General features: G+C 47.9%; 21 protein-coding genes. 8 read left to right on the top strand and 13 right to left on the bottom strand.

From position 1 onward, the window contains the following. Positions 1 to 91 precede the first annotated feature (91 nt). From KDN34_RS15795 to KDN34_RS15780, 4 genes are all read left to right on the top strand, one after another. Positions 92 to 553, top strand: coding sequence for an NfeD family protein (locus KDN34_RS15795; protein ID WP_212594656.1), 462 nt, complete (start codon positions 92 to 94; stop codon positions 551 to 553). Positions 554 to 575: 22 nt separating this feature from the next. Further along, complete coding sequence (locus KDN34_RS15790; protein WP_212594655.1) at positions 576 to 1,493, top strand: SPFH domain-containing protein; 918 nt, start codon at positions 576 to 578, stop codon at positions 1,491 to 1,493. Then, positions 1,490 to 2,428 carry an SPFH domain-containing protein gene (locus tag KDN34_RS15785; RefSeq protein ID WP_212594654.1) on the top strand — a complete coding sequence of 313 codons (939 nt, stop codon included), beginning with the start codon at positions 1,490 to 1,492 and terminating at the stop codon, positions 2,426 to 2,428. Before KDN34_RS15790 ends, KDN34_RS15785 begins: the two co-directional genes overlap by 4 nt. Before the next feature lie 94 nt (positions 2,429 to 2,522). Next, positions 2,523 to 3,751 (top strand): IS3 family transposase gene (locus KDN34_RS15780; RefSeq protein ID WP_212594558.1). Its coding sequence is split into 2 segments (ribosomal slippage): positions 2,523 to 2,874 and positions 2,874 to 3,751, totalling 1,230 coding nucleotides; the frame shifts between segments, so codons are not numbered across the junction. A 38-nt stretch (positions 3,752 to 3,789) separates the two neighbouring features. Here KDN34_RS15780 and rho read toward each other — a convergent pair. Then, positions 3,790 to 5,052 carry a transcription termination factor Rho gene (gene rho, locus KDN34_RS15775; protein WP_212594653.1) on the bottom strand — a complete coding sequence of 421 codons (1,263 nt, stop codon included), beginning with the start codon at positions 5,050 to 5,052 and terminating at the stop codon, positions 3,790 to 3,792. A gap of 207 nt (positions 5,053 to 5,259) precedes the next feature. Beyond that, positions 5,260 to 5,586 carry a thioredoxin TrxA gene (gene trxA / locus KDN34_RS15770; protein ID WP_212594652.1) on the bottom strand — a complete coding sequence of 109 codons (327 nt, stop codon included), beginning with the start codon at positions 5,584 to 5,586 and terminating at the stop codon, positions 5,260 to 5,262. Between the two features lie 152 nt (positions 5,587 to 5,738). On the opposite strand from trxA, the gene rhlB reads away from it, so the two are divergent. Continuing rightward, the gene (rhlB, locus tag KDN34_RS15765; protein ID WP_212594651.1) at positions 5,739 to 7,025 is read left to right on the top strand and encodes an ATP-dependent RNA helicase RhlB; all 1,287 of its coding nucleotides are present in this window, start codon (positions 5,739 to 5,741) and stop codon (positions 7,023 to 7,025) included. Positions 7,026 to 7,075: 50 nt separating this feature from the next. Continuing rightward, entirely contained in the window at positions 7,076 to 7,957 is an 882-nt protein-coding gene (locus KDN34_RS15760) for a Ppx/GppA phosphatase family protein (protein WP_212596690.1), read from the top strand. Positions 7,958 to 8,022: 65 nt separating this feature from the next. On the opposite strand, the gene KDN34_RS15755 is transcribed toward KDN34_RS15760, so the two are convergent. From KDN34_RS15755 to rraA, 11 genes are all read right to left on the bottom strand, one after another. After that, the gene (locus KDN34_RS15755; RefSeq protein WP_212594650.1) at positions 8,023 to 8,559 is read right to left on the bottom strand and encodes a TlpA family protein disulfide reductase; all 537 of its coding nucleotides are present in this window, start codon (positions 8,557 to 8,559) and stop codon (positions 8,023 to 8,025) included. A 176-nt stretch (positions 8,560 to 8,735) separates the two neighbouring features. Then, complete coding sequence (locus tag KDN34_RS15750) at positions 8,736 to 10,577, bottom strand: sensor domain-containing diguanylate cyclase (protein WP_212594649.1); 1,842 nt, start codon at positions 10,575 to 10,577, stop codon at positions 8,736 to 8,738. Between the two features lie 53 nt (positions 10,578 to 10,630). Beyond that, complete coding sequence (locus KDN34_RS15745; RefSeq protein ID WP_212594648.1) at positions 10,631 to 11,431, bottom strand: TatD family hydrolase; 801 nt, start codon at positions 11,429 to 11,431, stop codon at positions 10,631 to 10,633. Then, on the bottom strand, positions 11,428 to 11,991 hold the full coding sequence (locus tag KDN34_RS15740) for a hypothetical protein (RefSeq protein WP_212594647.1): 564 nt from the start codon (positions 11,989 to 11,991) through the stop codon (positions 11,428 to 11,430). The genes KDN34_RS15745 and KDN34_RS15740 overlap by 4 nt, the downstream gene beginning before the upstream one ends. Positions 11,992 to 12,038: 47 nt before the next feature. Further along, positions 12,039 to 12,791, bottom strand: a complete 753-nt coding sequence (tatC, locus tag KDN34_RS15735; protein ID WP_212594646.1) for a twin-arginine translocase subunit TatC — start codon at positions 12,789 to 12,791, stop codon at positions 12,039 to 12,041. An 11-nt stretch (positions 12,792 to 12,802) separates the two neighbouring features. Beyond that, complete coding sequence (gene tatB / locus KDN34_RS15730) at positions 12,803 to 13,243, bottom strand: Sec-independent protein translocase protein TatB (protein ID WP_212594645.1); 441 nt, start codon at positions 13,241 to 13,243, stop codon at positions 12,803 to 12,805. A gap of 6 nt (positions 13,244 to 13,249) precedes the next feature. Further along, positions 13,250 to 13,483 carry a Sec-independent protein translocase subunit TatA gene (tatA, locus tag KDN34_RS15725; protein ID WP_212594644.1) on the bottom strand — a complete coding sequence of 78 codons (234 nt, stop codon included), beginning with the start codon at positions 13,481 to 13,483 and terminating at the stop codon, positions 13,250 to 13,252. 61 nt (positions 13,484 to 13,544) lie between these two features. Continuing rightward, a complete protein-coding gene (gene ubiB / locus KDN34_RS15720) occupies positions 13,545 to 15,194 on the bottom strand; it encodes a ubiquinone biosynthesis regulatory protein kinase UbiB (protein ID WP_212594643.1) in 1,650 nt (549 codons plus the stop codon). After that, complete coding sequence (locus KDN34_RS15715) at positions 15,191 to 15,823, bottom strand: ubiquinone biosynthesis accessory factor UbiJ (RefSeq protein WP_212594642.1); 633 nt, start codon at positions 15,821 to 15,823, stop codon at positions 15,191 to 15,193. Before KDN34_RS15715 ends, ubiB begins: the two co-directional genes overlap by 4 nt. Before the next feature lies 1 nt (position 15,824). Then, positions 15,825 to 16,580 (bottom strand): bifunctional demethylmenaquinone methyltransferase/2-methoxy-6-polyprenyl-1,4-benzoquinol methylase UbiE, encoded by a 756-nt coding sequence (gene ubiE, locus KDN34_RS15710; RefSeq protein WP_212594641.1) that lies wholly within the window; start codon positions 16,578 to 16,580, stop codon positions 15,825 to 15,827. Between the two features lie 243 nt (positions 16,581 to 16,823). Then, positions 16,824 to 17,309, bottom strand: a complete 486-nt coding sequence (rraA, locus tag KDN34_RS15705) for a ribonuclease E activity regulator RraA (protein WP_212594640.1) — start codon at positions 17,307 to 17,309, stop codon at positions 16,824 to 16,826. Positions 17,310 to 17,615: 306 nt separating this feature from the next. Between rraA and KDN34_RS15700 the strand changes: the two genes are divergently transcribed. Both KDN34_RS15700 and KDN34_RS15695 read left to right on the top strand, forming a co-directional pair. Next, complete coding sequence (locus KDN34_RS15700) at positions 17,616 to 17,855, top strand: YgjV family protein (protein WP_212594639.1); 240 nt, start codon at positions 17,616 to 17,618, stop codon at positions 17,853 to 17,855. A gap of 95 nt (positions 17,856 to 17,950) precedes the next feature. Further along, positions 17,951 to 18,472, top strand: coding sequence for a phosphatase PAP2 family protein (locus KDN34_RS15695; protein ID WP_212594638.1), 522 nt, complete (start codon positions 17,951 to 17,953; stop codon positions 18,470 to 18,472). Positions 18,473 to 18,474: the final 2 nt, after the last annotated feature.

The following is an 18,474-nucleotide window of genomic DNA, read 5'->3' as shown; positions in this document are numbered from 1 at the left end:
TTTTATTTCATTCTTTGACATATTATGTCGCAATTGTAAAAGACTGTTGATATAGTGAAACGGTGAAGACCAAATTTCGAGGGGAAAGAATATGATGTCTTCTGATGCTGTGTGGTACTGGCTGATAGCCGGTGCCGTGCTGATGTTGGCTGAGCTGGTGATCCCTGGCGGCATCGTGGTGTTTCTTGGTGCAGCGTGCGTGGTGGTCGCTGGGGCAATCTGGACCGGCATAGTGCATGGATGGGTACAGAGTCTGACACTGTGGTTTATCACTTCCATTATTTTATTGCTGAGTTTCCGCCAAATTACCCAACGCATGATGGGCGGCGATTCTCACGTAGATAATACCGATGAGGAGCTAGACATCTACAACCAACAGGGGCAAGTGAAGGAAACGATTGGCCCAGGCGAAAAGACCGGACGTATTACTTTTCAAGGGGCCGATTGGCCTGCGTTAGGGGATGGTAGCGTGATACCAATAGGCGCTCGGGTCAGAATTATTTGCCGCGAGAATATTGCCTTAGTGGTGGAACCGTTACCGGACGGTGAGTGAAACAACAAACAGGAAGGACCTTATGTTTGCGTTTACCATTCTGATCCTATTTGTAGGATTCATCTTATACAAACTGATGCTCATCGTACCGATGCGCGAAGTGCACGTTATTGAAAGACTTGGAAAGTTTCGTACTGTGCTGCAACCAGGCTTTCATTTCTTGATTCCGTTTTTTGACCGCGTTGCTTACCGCCACGATACCCGTGAGCAGGTACTGGACGTGCCACCACAGAGTTGTATCTCCAAAGACAACATTCAGCTGGAGGTCGATGGGTTGGTTTACCTGAAGGTAATGGACGGCAAGCTCGCTAGCTATGGTATCGAAGACTATCGAATGGCCGCAGTAAATCTGGCTCAGACCACCATGCGTTCTGAGATCGGCAAACTCAGTCTCAGCGAGACCTTTTCTGAACGCGAACGACTGAACGAGGCCATTGTCCGTGAGATTGACAAAGCTTCTGATCCCTGGGGGATCAAGATGCTGCGCTATGAAATTAAAAACATCAGCCCGTCCCGCCATGTGATCCATACGCTGGAAAAACAGATGGAGGCTGAGCGGCGTAAGCGCGCAGAAATCACTCTCGCCAATGCCGAAAAGGAAGCGATGATTAATATGTCGCAGGGTGAGCGTCAGGAGGCGATCAACATCTCCGAGGGGCAAAAGCAGAAACGTATCAACGAAGCTATGGGTACCGCGCAGGAAATTGCGATTGTTACCAATGCCCAAGCGCAGGCGATGGCTTTGGTGGCACAAGCCCTAGCAACTGAGGGCGGCAAGGATGCGGTGAATATGCAGCTGAAGGAGCAATTTATCGAGCAGATCGGTGAAGTGATTGCGCAGGCGGATATAGCCATCGTGCCGGCAGAGTTGGCGAAGATGGAAGGATTCTTTGCGGGCATGGAACAGGTGGCCGATAGCGTGAAAGGAGCAAAAGCATGATCCCGACAGAATTTGATACCGATATACTGGTGCTGGTGATATGGGGCATTATTTTCCTGATTTTCATTGTAAATCTGTTCCGTTCTATTCGATTGGTGCCAACCAAGTCTGCCTATATTGTCGAACGGCTGGGCAAGTACCACGCAACACTGGATGCAGGATTCCACGCGCTGATCCCTTTTGTGGATAATGTGGCTTATATCCATGATCTGAAAGAGGAAACCATTGATGTTCCGCCGCAGGAATGCTTTTCCAGTGACGAAGTGAATGTGGAAGTGGATGGGGTGATTTACCTGTCGGTGGTGGACCCAATCAAAGCCAGCTATGGTGTTACCGACTACCGCTTTGCCGCAATCCAACTGGCACAAACGACTACTCGCTCGGTGATAGGAACGTTGGAACTAGACCGAACCTTTGAAGAGCGAGACCTTATCAGCGCCAAAGTGGTTGAAGTGTTGGATCAGGCCGGCGCATCATGGGGTATTCGCGTGCATCGTTACGAAATCAAAAATATTACCCCGCCAGAAACAGTTAAAAACGCCATGGAGATGCAGGTTAATGCAGAACGTGAACGGCGGGCGCTGCTCGCCAAAAGTGAGGGCGATAAGCAGAGTAAAATTAACCGTTCTGAAGGGGTGAAACAGGAGATGATTAACCTGTCAGAAGGGGAGATGCAGCGCCGTATTAACGAGGCTGAAGGTAAAGCACAGGAAATCCTAGCTTTGGCACAAGCAACGGCGGAATCCATTGAAAAACTGGCGGCAGTGATCAGTGCGCCCGGTGGTCGTAACGCGCTGCGAATGCAGTTGGGCGAACAGTATCTGGGTAAACTCAATAAATTAGGTAAATCCGGCAGCCGAGTGGTCCTGCCTGCAAATCTGATAGACTTCCAACAATGGATGGGTGCCATTGGTTTGGAAGAGGAGCAGTCATAGCTCCATTACACAACAAAAAGGCCGCTAATTGCGGCCTTTTTGACTTAACGGTTTGTCCCGTCCTGAAATACGTTGACATAAAGAGGACTTCTTTATGGCGACATCAACTAACTCAAGCCGTAAGCGCACGCAACGTGATTACACCTTAGCCTTTAAATTAGGTATCGTAGAGCGTGTCGAAAAAGGCGAGATGACGTACAAACAAGCCCAGAAGCGCTTTGGCATTCAGGGCAAGACAACCGTACTCGTTTGGCTCAGAAAGCATGGTAGACTCGATTGGTCGAAACCTTTTCAGCATCCCCTTATGCCACATTCAAAAGAAACCCCAGCACAAACTATCAAACGCCTTGAGCGTGAGTTAGCCGAAGAGAAACTGCGTAACCAAATCCTCAATGGTATGGTCGATATCATGGATAATGAATACGGAGCTGGTTTAAGAAAAAAGTACTTATCCGGTATGTCTGGCAAGCCAAAGCCAAAAGCGAAATAAACCTGGCAGCCGCATGTCGTGCTGTCGGTATTTCAAGGCAAGGTGTTTACCAGGCAGTTGCCCGGATGAATAGTCGGAGAACGGAATTATCGGTCATCAAAGACTCCGTACAATACTGGCGTAAATATATGCCGCGATTGGGCACACGCAAGCTCTACACATTGATAAAACCTATGCTGATTGAACAGGATATCAAACTCGGACGGGATGGATTCTTTACCTATTTGAGAAATGAGGGCTTGCTGGTTAAACCCAAGAGAAGTTACACCAAAACGACGTTTAGCAAGCACTGGATGAAGAAGCATCCTAACCTGCTGAAAGCAGACGGGCTGCATGATGCAGAGCATGTACTGGTCAGCGATATCACCTATCTTGAGTCAGACCAAGGCGTGCACTATTTGTCACTGGTTACCGATGCCGTATCACGCAAGATAGTCGGTCATCACTTGAGTACAGACATGAAAGCAGACAGCGTGGTGAAAGCGCTGAAAATGGCGGTTAGGGATAAGCGCTATATCGCTAATGCAGTGCATCACTCAGACCGGGGAGCGCAATATTGCGCAGCCGTTTATCAGGATGAACTGATAGCGAACCATATTCAGCCGTCAATGACAGACGGTTATGATTGCTATCAAAATGCACTAGCGGAAAGAGTCAATGGCATACTGAAGCAAGAGTTTTTCCTGTATCGATGTAAAACGCTGGAAGAGCTGAAGATACTTGTTCGAGAATCGATAGCGATATATAACGAAATGAGACCGCACCTGAGTTTAGATATGGCAACACCCAATCAGGTGCACAATAGAAAAGGCCAGCTACGGGAGCTGGCCTAAAAACTGTCAACCTATCTTAGGACGGGACAGTTTTATCTTTACTTAGCGCGTTTCATTGCGGTAAAGAATTCTTCGTTAGTTTTAGTCATCGCCAGTTTGTCGATCAAAAATTCCATAGCACTGACTTCGTCCATTGGATTCAGGATCTTACGCAGTATCCACATTTTCTGCAGTTCATCTGGCGTAGTCAGTTTCTCTTCGCGACGAGTGCCTGAACGGTTGAAGTCGATAGCTGGGAACACACGCTTTTCTGCAGCTTTACGAGACAGATGCAGTTCCTGGTTACCAGTACCTTTAAACTCTTCGTAAATGACTTCATCCATTTTTGAACCGGTATCGATCAACGCAGTGGCAATAATGGTCAGACTGCCACCATTCTCGATATTACGGGCGGCACCGAAGAAGCGCTTAGGACGATGCAGAGCGTTGGCATCCACACCACCAGTCAGTACTTTACCTGATGAAGGAACGACGGTGTTGTAAGCGCGTGCCAGACGAGTGATAGAGTCCAGCAGGATCACGACGTCTTTTTTGTGTTCTACCAGACGCTTAGCTTTTTCGATCACCATTTCAGCAACCTGCACGTGACGGCTGGCGGGTTCATCGAAGGTAGACGCAATCACTTCGCCCTGCACCAGACGTTGCATTTCGGTAACTTCTTCAGGACGTTCGTCAATCAGCAACACCATCAACACCACTTCAGGGTTGTTGTAAGTGATGGACTGAGCGATGTTCTGCAACAGTAATGTTTTACCGGCTTTTGGCGGTGCCACAATCAAACCGCGCTGACCTTTACCGATAGGAGAACAAAGGTCGAGAATACGGGCAGTGATGTCTTCAGTAGAACCATTACCACGTTCCATACGCAAACGTTCTTCTGCATGCAGCGGGGTAAGGTTTTCAAACAGGATCTTATTGCGGGAGTTTTCAGGCTTATCAAAGTTGACTTCGTTAACTTTTAACAATGCAAAGTAACGTTCACCTTCTTTGGGCGGGCGGATTTTCCCAAATATAGTATCGCCCGTTCGCATGTTAAAGCGGCGTATCTGGCTTGGCGATACATAGATATCATCAGGACCTGCAAGGTAAGAACCATCGGCACTACGCAGAAAGCCAAAGCCGTCCTGCAGAATTTCCAGCACACCACCGCCGAAAATGTCTTCACCGCTTTTGGCATGAGCTTTAAGAATAGAGAAAATGATGTCCTGCTTGCGGGCACGGGCCATATTCTCGAGGTTCATTTCCTCGGCCAGAGCGACTAAGTCAGCAATAGACTTGTTTTTTAATTCAGTTAAATTCATTTTGGTGGGTCTTGTTTATAGCGACAAAGCTTACGCGCGTGCTCAATCACTCAAAATGGATTTGAAGAAAATTGATTGAACTGCGAGAAGTGGGTTTTAGATAGAATCTGGCTAATAAGTTAGCACTATAAAGCGGGAGCGTCCAGCGGTTTGCATACCCGGCAAGCAAATTATTGTCAATGCGTGCCGGGTATCACTTAATCCGCGTTAGATTTGCGCCTCGATAAACTCTTTCAGCTGAGTCTTGGACAGTGCGCCAACCTTAGTGGCGGCTAGCTCGCCGTTTTTGAACAACAGCAGTGTTGGGATGCCGCGAATGCCATATTTCGCTGGAGTAGCGTTGTTCTGGTCCACGTTAACTTTGGCGACAGTGAGTTTGCCATCATATTCAGTGGCTACGTCATCAAGGATTGGCGCAATCATTTTGCAGGGGCCACACCATTCGGCCCAAAAATCTACCAGTACTGGCTTGTCAGACTTCAATACTTCGGATTCGAAGCTATCATCGCTTACATAAATAATTTTATCACTCATGATCATCTCCATTGGTTCGCCATTACTGGTCTGTAATCGGCATTACCTGTATATTGGGGCCGAGAAACGGTAAATCAAGTAATCGTTTTTCCTTGTTGCTATTTCAAACTATCGAGTATCTTATTGCAACCCAAAACTGGTATGCTTCCGCTATGAGCGAAACACATTTATCTCAACAAAAATTTGCTGATCTGCCATTGCACCCTGAAGTGATTCAGGCGCTGACAGAAAACGGCTTTGAATTCTGTACGCCGATTCAGGCGCTGTCGCTACCGGTATTACTGGAAGGTAAAGATATTGCCGGCCAAGCGCAAACTGGTACAGGTAAAACGTTAGCTTTTCTCGTTGCCACGTTCGATTACCTGCTCTCACATCCCGTCCCAGAAAATCGTCAGCTGAATCAACCTCGAGCCATCATTATGGCGCCAACCAGAGAACTGGCAATCCAAATTGCTAAAGATGGCAAGCTGTTGTCTAAGCATACTGGATTGAAGCTCGGGATAGTCTATGGTGGTGAAGGTTATGATGCCCAGCGAAAAATGCTGGATGCTGGGGTCGATATTCTGGTGGGAACGACCGGGCGTATTATTGACTATGTACGTCAAGGTGTGATCAATCTTGGTGCCATCCAGGCGGTGGTTCTCGATGAGGCGGATCGTATGTTCGATCTGGGCTTTATCAAGGACATCCGTTTCCTGTTCCGCCGCATGCCTGCCGCTGATAAACGACTAAACATGTTGTTTTCTGCCACGCTTTCGATGAAGGTGCAGGAGCTGGCATATGATCACATGAATGATCCCGTTAAAGTGGAAATCGCGCCGGAAGAAAAAACGTCGAAGAACATCAAGGAAGAACTGTTCTATCCATCAATGGAAGATAAAGTCCCATTGCTGCTGACATTGATCGAAGAAGACTGGCCAGAAAAAGCCATTGTGTTTGCCAATACCAAACATCAGTGTGAAAACTTGTGGGGTTGGCTGGAAGGCGATGGTCATCGCGTCGGCTTGCTGACGGGGGATGTTCCACAGAAGAAGCGTCTGAAAATTCTTGAGCAATTCACAAAAGGCGAACTGGATATTCTGGTTGCGACTGACGTTGCTGCCAGAGGGTTACACATTCCGCATGTTTCCCACGTATATAACTTTGATCTGCCAGACGACTGTGAAGATTACGTACACCGTATCGGACGTACCGGCCGTGCGGGTGAGAAGGGCACCTCAGTCAGTTTTGCCTGCGAAGAATATGCGCTGAATCTTCCAGCGATTGAAAGTTACATCGAGCATGTTATTCCGGTAACCTCCTATGATCGTGATGCACTATTGGAGGATCTTCCTGCGCCGGTGAAGTTGCACCGTCGTACGGCTCCGCGAAGCAAACGGGAGCGTACACAGGGTGGGCGTTCAACCGGACGGCGTCCGGATCGTAATCGTAGGAACTGACATATTTGAGTCTCTACGCAGCAATCACCTTAGGTTCTAATAGTTTTAATATGCTGGTGGCTCATACGGTGGGCAACCAGCCTAAGGTCATTGCTAAATACAAGCGTAAAGTGCGTCTTGCTGAAGGCATTGGTAACGATGGTCGATTGCAGGAAGCGGCGATGCAACGCGGACTGGATTGTCTGGCGATGTTTGCGGAAATGCTGGCGCAACATGGTGTGCCAAATACCAACGTTGCGGTGATTGCGACCGCCACGCTGCGCAGTATCAACAATGCTGACGAATTTAATGCCAAAGCGTTACCTATTCTTGGTCATCCCATTGAAGTTATCTGCGGTATGAAAGAGGCGGAGTTAATTTATCAGGGGATGGTGGCCACCACGCAAGGGCATGGTCGTCGATTGGTCATTGATATTGGCGGTGCCAGTACTGAGTTTATTATTGGTGATGGTGCGCAATTACTGTTTAAGACCAGCTTGCCGTTTGGCAGTGTTACATATAATCGTGCTTTTTTTAGCTCTGCACCACTACAACAAATGGATTTTGATGATGTAAAACAGAGCATTGCCAATGCACTGGGTGAATATCGACAGCAGTTACTATCGCTCGGTTGGCATTCAGTTGTTGGTGCGTCAGGTGCGGTGCAGTCCGTTGTCGAATTATTGCAGCATCGACAAGTCTCAGAAATCATCACTATCGAAGTACTGCAGCAGCTGAAGCTAGAAATTCTCGCCGAAATATCGTTAGAACTCCCCAATATTAATGGTTTATCCCGTGAACGTGCGCCCACTTTTGCCGCCGGCGTGGCAATACTGCTGGCATTGTTTGAACTTTTAAGCATCCAGCATTTGGCATTATCGGGTGGGGCATTGCGCGAAGGCGTATTGCTGAGTTTGTCCAGGCGAGTGGCTAGTCAGCCTGCTATAAAGTAATACTCGCCATGGCTACACGCAAAAAGGACCGCAAAGCGGTCCTTTAAATCATCTCGGGCTGCAGATTATCCCAGGATTTTAGCTAAATCTTTTTCCAATGATTCAGTTGGGCGTTCAACGATACGACCAATCTCTTTACCGTCCTGAATGACCATAAAGGTAGGAATACGTTGGAATTCATACTTTGCCGCCAGACCTTCTGGATCTTTTTTCTTGCGATCGACACCGATAAACTTCACTGAGATATTCGGATTATTAACCGCTTCCATGATCTTGATAAAGCGCGGTGTTTCACGGTGACAGTCTGGGCACCATGTACCAATAATTACCACAATCTGCGTTGGTTTAGTGACCGCTTTCAGCGGTGCAATCGCGGCAGTGTCCACTTGATAAGTCTGGTAACCACTTTCAAATGGCGGTAGTTCAGTGACCAATTTTTTCCCGTCGATAACGCCGGTCAGGATTACTTCTTTTTGCTCCTGCTTGCAGGTTGCCATAAAGCCGCCTTCATTCTCTTTGAAATTACAACCATCGTCAGCCAGCGTCTGGCAACTGAAAAACAGCGCGGTGGTGGCCAGCAATACTTTTACATTATGCTGCATTGTACTTCCTTAACGCGTTCTAAACCAAGTTGATGATTCAATCATTACTGCCGGTTTTGACAAAGGGACAAACGTTATGATTGTTAGCAGGATCACTAAATTAGCTGAATTGTTGCTGCCTATTTATAAATCACCGAGAGCATTTATTGACTTGATTTAGGGTACAATTTTTGCTTTTACTGGGAGTTAGCAATCGATGTATTTGCCTGATTGCTATAGACAGAGACTTGGTTACGCCCTTGATGTTTCGCAACATACAATGCCTCATCTGCATGGCTGAGCAGCAGCGTGGTATCGCTATCGGCATTGATGACTTCAGCACTGACACCAATGCTGACGGTGAGGTCAATAACCTGATTGCCCCAATCTATCGACAATTGCGCCACCGCTGCGCATAAACGCTCGGCTAATTGTTTAGCGCCTTCCTCATCGGTACCGGGCAAAATCACCGCGAACTCCTCCCCTCCAAAACGTGAGGCTAAATCTCCCGGACGTTTAAGGTGCGTTTGCAGTGTGTCTGCGACGGCTTTTAGCACTTGGTCGCCGGCTAAATGGCCATAGGTGTCGTTAATTGCTTTGAATTTATCAATATCGAGCATCAACATTGCCAGCGGCGTTTGCTGGCGACGACTAATACGTCCTTCCGCTTGAAGCTTCTTATCAAATGACGCACGGTTATGGGCTCCGGTGAGCGCGTCTAATTGCGATTGTTCCATCAATTTGTGGTTGGCATCGTTCAATTCCCGCATGGCAAATTCCAGTTCCAATGTACGTTCCTGCACCATGCGTTCAAGCCTTTCATTGCTTTTGGCTTCCAGCAGTAACGCTTCTTCTTTCGCCTCTCGAATTCGTTCTGCTTGCCGCAACGCCTCGTGTTGAATGCGCATCTTTGACTTGCGCTCATCGTTGTAGCGTATCGCCAATACTGCAGCCATAAAGACAACCTCGGTGGTTAATCCTAACATTACCGGGGTTAACGGATTCATCGGTATCGACAACCAACCGATGTACATAAACGTACTGATTAGCACGCCGAAAGCTTTTGCAAACGATGATAATGCATATAGCCGGGCCAGTTTGTTACCCGTGAAGGCTTGTATCACGCTCATGAGTAACAGTAGTACTGAGATAACCGCAATGGCTGTTAAATCGAGGTATAGTGCAATCCTGTATGGAATAACTAATGCCACAGGCACCAATAACAGGGCAAGTAACGTTAACCATCGCGATAATCTCAACAATTTTAAGCTGTAGTATTTTAATTGCAGGGCCTTTTCGGTAAACAAGACATTAAAGGCCATCACTAATGGGATAAGTGGCGCAATGATGTGGTTTTGAAGTTGGGGGTATTGAGGCCACAGATGGCTAAAGGCAGTGCCATTGATGCTGGCGACTAACAATGTCATTGTCAGCACGTAACCCGCGTAATAACCGTAACTGAAGGAACCGGTAGTCGTTGCCATAAAAAGTGCAAACAGACCAATAGCTCCGAGGATCCCTAGTTGCATACCGCGCACCATGTAGTCGTTACTGACATGTTGCAGCATCTGGTCTGGTGCCCATAAAATAATCGGTAAATAACTTGTGCCTTGCGTTTCAATTTTGAGCCAAAAATCATGTCGCTGGTTGTTACCCATCGCAAAAGGATAAACAAAATTGTTCTGCAGTATTGGGCGTTCATGAAAGGGTTTGGTGTCGCCCATAACCAGCGTCTGTTGCAATCGGCCATCGATAAAGTGGTACAGCGTTAACTCATCAATGTCAGGATTATCAAATTCAACTAACCAGTTACGATACTCTGTGGTTTCTTGCAGCAGCTGAAAATGGTACCAGTCACCGTCGCTACCGAGTGATAATAAGCGTTGTTGTGTCGCGGGTTGCCATGCGGAGTCTGGCATTGCCATTACCTGTGACAATGTCCTGTCAGGACCAGTATGCAGATGTAGAGTGTATTGCTTTAAGTCAATGCGGGTAGTATTGGGCTGATTGACCATCAACGGCACAATTCCATGAGCCATTACGTTTATGCTGAAGGCTGCCATCAAGAGAAAAAGGATTTTCAGCGAGCGAATCATACCGATGACTCCAGGCCAAATAATCTAAGACTGTTTGCGTAACATTGCTGTGCGAGTCGCTCTGGTGATTGTTGCAGAATGCCCGCAACATACTCAGCAATATAGGGCAGATATTTGGGTTCGTTTCGTCCAGATTTTGGTTTCGGACGCATACTCCGGGGCAATAAATAAGGACTATCAGTTTCCAATACCAGTCGATTGCCGGGAATATAAGGCAGCGCATCAACTAACGATTGTCCTCTTCGTTCATCACACACCCAGCCTGTGACCCCAAGATAAAGATCCAGTTCGTTATAATCGTGAACTTGTTGCGGATCGCCGGTGAAGCAATGGAGTAGTGCTGCGGGGAGCGCGGAGCGATATTGACGGAGTATTTTTAAAAAATCGAGGTGAGCATCGCGTTGATGCATCAATACTGGTAACTGTAATTCTGCGGCTATTGCGAGTTGAGCCTCAAACGCAGCCAGTTGCTTGTCTTTGCTGGAATAGTTGCGATCAAAATCCAACCCGCATTCCCCGATAGCTACCACTGGCGCTTGTGCGCATAGCCCTTTTAGCCTTGCTGAACTGCCAGCGTTCCAATTATCGGCATGGTGGGGATGCACGCCAGCTGTGGCGTATAGTTGTCCGGGATATTGTGTGCATACTTGCGTACAACGCTCGCTTTCGTCCAAATCACTGCCAATAAGTAACAGCGGCGAAACACCTACCTCAGCAGCATCGTTAACTACCTGAGGCAGATCTTGTTCCAGTTTGCTGCCAATAAGATTGACAGCAATGTCCATATAGCGGCTCACTGCAGACGTTTCACTCTAATGGTGCGGTTACTGCCTTCAACTTTTAGCAGGAAAGAGCCCAGGGCGGCTTTTTCTATGACGACCTTCTGCCCGTTTTTAATGCGAAACGATTCGCTGTCAATCTGTTGCCAAACTTGGCCGTTAGATAACGTGATCGTAAAAGTGCCACGTAATCCCTTTTGGGCTTTGGTAACAACGTCCTGAATTTGTTCCAGGGCGGCATCAGCGCGTTCAACGGGTGCACCAAATTGAGCTACGGCTTTTTCATTATTCTTTGGCGTGGCGGGAGTCGGGATAGGTGCAGCGGGCTTTTCTGGTGCCGATACTGAGTTTTCGGCGATAGGCTCAGAGGGAACCAGCAAATCCTTGGGATTCATCGCAGGTTCATTAGCGGGGATGGTCTTTTTCGCTTGGGTAACCGCCTGAGCTAGATGGTCATAACATGCCAGCCTTGCTGACTGATCTGTGATAGTGGAACAATGTGCTAACTGTTGTTCCACAGATGCCTGTACATGGAAAGTGAACAGTGAAGTGACTGCAGCTATCAGAAAATAACGCATCTAGTTATCCTTTTTATCAAGATGATAGGTGATGCTGCAGTGACTGACTACTGACTGTCCTCGCTGGTTTCGGTTTCTTCGGCGTCAGGCTTTTTACTGTAAAAACGGGCAGCAAATAGCCCACCTTCAAACAGTAACAACATCGGAACCGCCAACATGGTCTGTGAAATTACATCGGGTGGTGTCAGCAACATCCCCACAACAAATGCCCCTACAATAATGTAAGGTCGCTGTGCTTTCAAATCTGCCGGGGTAGTAACGCCAGCCCAACATAACAACACTACCGCGATAGGAATTTCGAAGGCCAAACCGAACGCAAAGAATAACTTCAGTACAAAATTGAGATAGCTGTTGATATCGGTAGCGACCTGCACCCCTTCTGGGGCAACACTGGTGAAAAAGCTGAACACCAATGGAAATACCACAAAGTAGGCAAAGATAATACCCAGATAAAACAGCACGGTACTGCTGAACAGTAACGGCGCGATCAGGCGCTTTTCATGCTTGTACAAACCGGGGGCAACAAAGGCCCAGATTTGGTATAGTACGTAAGGAATCGCGATAAAAAATGCTAATACCAAGGTCAGTTTAAACGGCGCAAAAAACGGTGCCGCCACATCGGTGGCTATCATCGTGCCGCCAGTAGGCATCGTTTTTAGCAAGGGGACGGCGATGTAATGATAGATATCTTTGGCCCAGTAGACGATTGCCAGAAACACAATTAATACACTGGCTGTGGCTCTGAGCAATCGATTGCGCAGCTCCAGCAAATGACTGATTAACGGTTGCTGTTGCGACATTTATTTACCCGCTATTTTTTATCAGTAGCTGATGTAGATGAAGCTTCTTCAGTGACTCCACGAGACGTGTCGACGGCAGCACTTGCCGGTTCATCAGCCTCAAAAGGTGGCTTGAGTGTCATTTGAGGTTCTTCAGGCTTAGACTTGTCGCCATCAATCTCATAGGGACGATTGACCGCTTTTGCTGCTTCTTTGAGTTGATTAATGGATTCTTGTAACTCAGGAGACAGATTACCCAGACCTTTGCTTTCCGCCTTTTTTAAATCGGCGTGCAGCTGCTCAAGCTTAAGCTCTTGCTCAAGCTCATCCTTAACTGAACTGGCCATGCGCTTCATGGTCCGGATAAAGTTAGATATTGTGCGAACTGCAACCGGCAGGCGCTCGGGACCGAGTACGACCAGTCCCAAGATCCCAATCAACAGCAGCTCGGAAAAACCGATACCATCGAACATGAGAAATTACGCCTGTTCTTTGTCCTTGGACTCAGGCTTCTTCTCAGTTGCCTCTGCAGACTCGCTTTTCGCTGCGTTATCTTCGATAGACTTGGTTTGCTCTTCAGTGGACATAGCATTCTTGAATCCTTTCACAGCACCGCCCAAATCACTACCAAGTGAGCGCAGCTTCTTGGTACCGAACAGCAGTACAACAATTAATGCGATGATGAGAAGTTGCCAAATACTGATACCACCCATGAAGGTTTCCTCTTAACTCATTGATCGGTTCTATTATGAACGTTTAATTAGCAAATACGAATTAAAATTTTCGAATTCTCGGCCGAGACCGCCATCCGATAAGCCAGCATACCACACCAGCAGCAAGACATCCGTGAGACAGCCAAAGTGTAACGTCACGGCTAAATAATATAGTGCCACAGATCAACAAAACAGCAGAAGTGATTAATAGGTAGTTACTTTTATGTGACTTCTGTTGATGTCTCAAATACTTATCTAACATTTGCTGCTGTGAACCGAGCAGATTCCTGCCCAATCGCAAATTGTCGTAAATCAATTCTGGAATTTCCGGCAGCTTATCTGACCAATACGGCAGTTGCAGCTTGGCTTTACGCAGCATCGCTTTAGGGCCGACCTGCTCTGCCATCCAGTTTTCCAGAAATGGCTTGGCAGTTTGCCACAAATCTAGCTGCGGATACAGCTGGCGCCCTAATCCTTCGATATACAACAGTGTTTTTTCCAGCAACACCAACTGTGGCTGCACCACAATATCAAAGCGGCGAGCGGTTCTGAACAACTCCAGTAACACATGACCGAATGAAATTTCATTCAATGGTTTATTAAACATCGGCTCACAGACAACCTTGACCGCTTGCTCGAAGGCTAACAGGTCGGTGTCAGGAGAGACCCAGCCGGATTCCACATATAGCTGGGCGATGCGACGATAATCGCGATTGAAAAATGCCAGAAAATTTTCCGCCAGATAGCGTTTATCGGTATCGCTGAGGGTGCCCATGATGCCGCAGTCCAAGCCGATATAGTAAGGATCCTGCGGATGCTCGCGTGAAATAAAAATGTTGCCGGGATGCATATCGGCATGGAAAAAGTTATCGCGAAAAACTTGAGTGAAGAATAGTTGCACCCCTTTTTCCGCTAACAGTTTGAGGTTGGTACCCTGAGCGCGCAGTGCCGCAATATCAGAAACAGGAATGCCGTAGATGCGTTCCAGTACAAGCAGTCGCGGATGACTCAGCTCTTCATAAACATAAGGCACATACAAGGCGTTGGAATCGAGGAAATTGTTGCGCAGTCTGACGGTGTTTAACGCTTCCAGTTTCAGATTGAGCTCGCCCATGATGGTGGTGCGATAGTCTTCCACTACCTCACCTGGACGCAAGCGATTATTGGGCCCCAGTAGCGACTCTAACAACTCTGCAGTCTGACTCATGAGCTGCAAGTCGGCTACGATCTGCTGCTCGACGTTTGGTCGCAGTACCTTCAGTACTACGGGTTTGCCATTGGATTTCAGTGTCGCAGTATGTACTTGGGAAATGGACGCCGATGCCAGCGGCTTTTCATCGAAATCATCAAACAGGGACTCTATCGGCGCTTTAAGCTCGGTTTCGATGGCTTCGCGGGCGAGCTTTGAATCAAATGGCGGCACTCGATCCTGCAACATGGCAAGCTCGTAGGCCCATTCATCGCTAAGTAAGTCGCGACGAGTGGACAGCATCTGACCAAACTTGATGTAAACCGGCCCCAACTCTTGCAAGGCCAGTTTTAGGCGTTCACCACCGGGTTTCTTTTTGTGTTTGTTACGCAACCAGAACAGGCTTAGGCGCCATAAACGGAAGTACCAAGGCGTGAGTTTTGGAGGTAACAGTTCATCCAGACCGTAATGCAGGGCAATACTGATAACCTGATAAGCGCGCTTGATACTGGTGAAACTCATGGGCTGATTTTATCCTTCAATGTGGCAATCCGCTGTTCCAGTGCATTTACAGCCGCGGTTAGCTCCTCAATTCTGTCGCAATGACGAATAAATTCAAGCTTATGCGGTGCCACCTTATATTCTTCGGTTGCTAACTGACCAAGATGAGACCAGGTTTTATTGAGTATCTGTTTAAGATGGGTATTGGCCTGACTGACACCGTTGCTGAGCCAATACGCCGGGGCATCACCCACGACTTTGGATAGCGGCTCTGCAATATCCAGTCTGACATTCTGCAGGAAGTGACTGAACTGCTGTAACAGTGTCAGATCCCCTTCAATGCGTAATTTGTCCTGTTTAATTAACTCGGTCAGGCTTTCACCTTCGCGCAGACGGTACAGGTCGGCAGCATCACCAATCACTTTGACATCGACACTGCCCTGATATTCGCTCAGCACCTGGATGTCGTTGGCAAAGACCAGATATAACGGCCAGGATAACTGCTGCAGTTGGAAACAAAACACCTTGCCATGTAACGGTTTGAGCCGCAGCGCTTCCACTCCTGCAGCTTGCACCAGTTTGGTCAGTGCCAATTCCAGTGCGCCGCAATTTAGCAGTCGCCACTGGGTTTCCAGGCTCAGTTCTGCCATTTTAGAATTTGTAACCCCGATGCAGCGCCACAATGCCGTCGGTCATGTTGATGTAATCAACCTGTTCCAGCCCGGCCGCTTCCATCATACCTTTCAGGGTTTCCTGATCCGGATGCATACGAATGGACTCTGCCAGGTATTCATAACTGTCCGCATCATGAGCAATCAATTTGCCAATCATCGGCAACATCTTGAAGCTGTACAGGTCATAGGCTTTGTTCATAATCGCGTGCTGTGGTTTGGAAAATTCCAGCACCAACAACTTGCCACCGGGTTTCAGCACCCGTTGCATCGAACGTAATGCAGCATCTTTGTCGGTTACGTTACGCAGACCGAAAGCGATGGTGATGATATCAAAAGTATTATCCGGGAACGGCAGGGCTTCGGCATTGGCTTGGACATAACTGACGTTGCCGACCACGCCTTTATCGCGCAGTTTACTGCGACCCACTTTCAGCATGGAATCATTGATATCGGCCAGTATTACTTCCCCGGTATCGCCCACCAGATGAGAGAATTTGGCAGTAAGATCGCCTGTGCCACCGGCGAGATCCAACACTTTCATCCCCGGACGTGCACCAGCACATTCAATCGTGAAGCGTTTCCAGAGTCGGTGAATACCGAAGGACAAGACGTCATTCATTATGTCGTAGCGCGTCGCCACAGAGTGAAACACGCCCGCAACCATCTCGGCCTTTTTGGCAGCATCAACGGTTTTATAACCAAAATGTGTGCTTTTGGAAGAATCTTCAGACATCTATCGAGTATTCCTTTGACTAACTAATGATGGCTGGCAGTGTATGCCTTCAGCGTGATTGGCTGAATCTTAGCGCTGCCAAGCTGTGATCACTGCAGGAAAAACCTGTCACAATCAGGTTGAGCATTAGACCACAATCTGCCAGAAGAACATAGTCCAGCGGTGACGATATTAGCGGCAATATGCGGCAACAAAAAAAGCCGGCAATGCCGACTTTTTCATGGTTACGCCTGTTCGCGCGGTTTATTCGATATCCAGCGGCTCTGGCGACAGGATAACACCGGTATTGTCGGCGTAGATATGATCGCCAGGAAGGAAAGTAACGCCACCAAAATTTACCGGCACATCGATTTCACCGGTAGCATTGGCATCCGCACCTACCGGAATTGAGGCAATCGCCTGAATGCCAATATCCAGATCTTCCAGTGCATCAACTTCGCGCACACTGCCGTAAACGATAATACCTTCCCAGTTATTATTAACCGCCAGTTCGGCAACAGCGGCATCAATCAGCGCCCGACGCAGTGAACCGCCACCATCGATCAGCAACACCTTACCTTCGCCATCCTCCTGCAGTACCTCCAGGATGAGCCCGTTATCCTCATAGCACTTCACGGTACTGATAGCGCCACCAAAAGAACTGCAGCCACCATAGTTACTGAACATGGGTTCCACAACGTCAACAACATCCAGGTACATGTCACAAAGTTCTGAAGTGTTGTATTCCATAATCAAACTCCTGTTATTCCGCTGGGCCTGAGAAGGCACTGATTAGCGCATTAAAAGTCAGTATATAAGGGATTCGTTAAAAGAAAAGTGCCATTAATCACGCAATTGTCTTACCTGGCCGCTGCCAGAATTGATGGCGTTGATTAAGTGAACCATGAATTTTCGTTACGTCTAAGAAACGCTGCCTGTTAGTATATGCCCCCTGAAATTTCCTTTCCCCTGTTTTTTAATGTGCTTTAGGGATCACGGATCCCCCCAATTAGCTCACGGATGGCAGCGGGCCTTGTTGGTTTGAGGTATCTGAATATGGCAACAATCAACACTGTTGAATTGGTTGGCTACAGTGCATCGCTGATGGTTGCATTATCGCTGATGATGAAAGACATTGTGCGACTGCGTTGGGTTAACCTGGGCGGATGTGGTTTATTTGTGGCTTACGGTTTAGCGATTGACTCGTGGCCGGTCGTCTCCATGAATGCATTTGGGGCATGCGTGAATCTTTACTATCTGTTTAAATCCTACCGTCATTCCGCAATGTTATCTTAATGTTGCATTTGTCATAAAAGCTTCGGGCTTTTGTCACGTCGGCGTCATCCCCGCTTCTTAGTCTCTACCGCAGATGACTGGATGGAGATGGCGCCATGCTGTTACACCTTGCTGAACTGGACCGCCGTGGATTTTGTCTGCTGTTATATTGGGGCAAGAAATACCGGCTAGCCCCGGTCGCTTTAAAACTGTCGGCGACGGGTAATGGCCCGACGTACCTATATCTGTCGGTGTTACTGCTGTTGCTGCATCGGGACGGCCAATATTTTTTCAATCTGTTATTGGCGAGCTTCCTGATGGAACTGCCGTGCTATTTGCTGCTGAAAAATACCATTCGCCGTATCCGTCCCTGTCACTGCCTTCCTGTTGGGTTATTGAACAATTTCGAACCCTCCGATCGCTATAGCCTGCCTTCTGGTCATACAGCGGGTGCCTTTGTGTTTGCCTGTGCCGTAATGCAGGTATACCCACAACTCGAAATCCCTGCATTTTGTTGGGCAACACTGGTAGGCAGTTCTCGGATAGTGCTTGGGGTGCATTACCCATTGGATATCGTGGCTGGCATGCTGCTTGGCTGTTCTTCCGGCTATTGGGCCGGACAATTGGTACAGGGTTGATG

The organism is Shewanella yunxiaonensis, assembly GCF_018223345.1.
Taxonomy (GTDB): Bacteria; Pseudomonadota; Gammaproteobacteria; order Enterobacterales; family Shewanellaceae; genus Shewanella; species Shewanella yunxiaonensis.
This window is presented reverse-complemented; position numbering and strand designations above follow the sequence as displayed.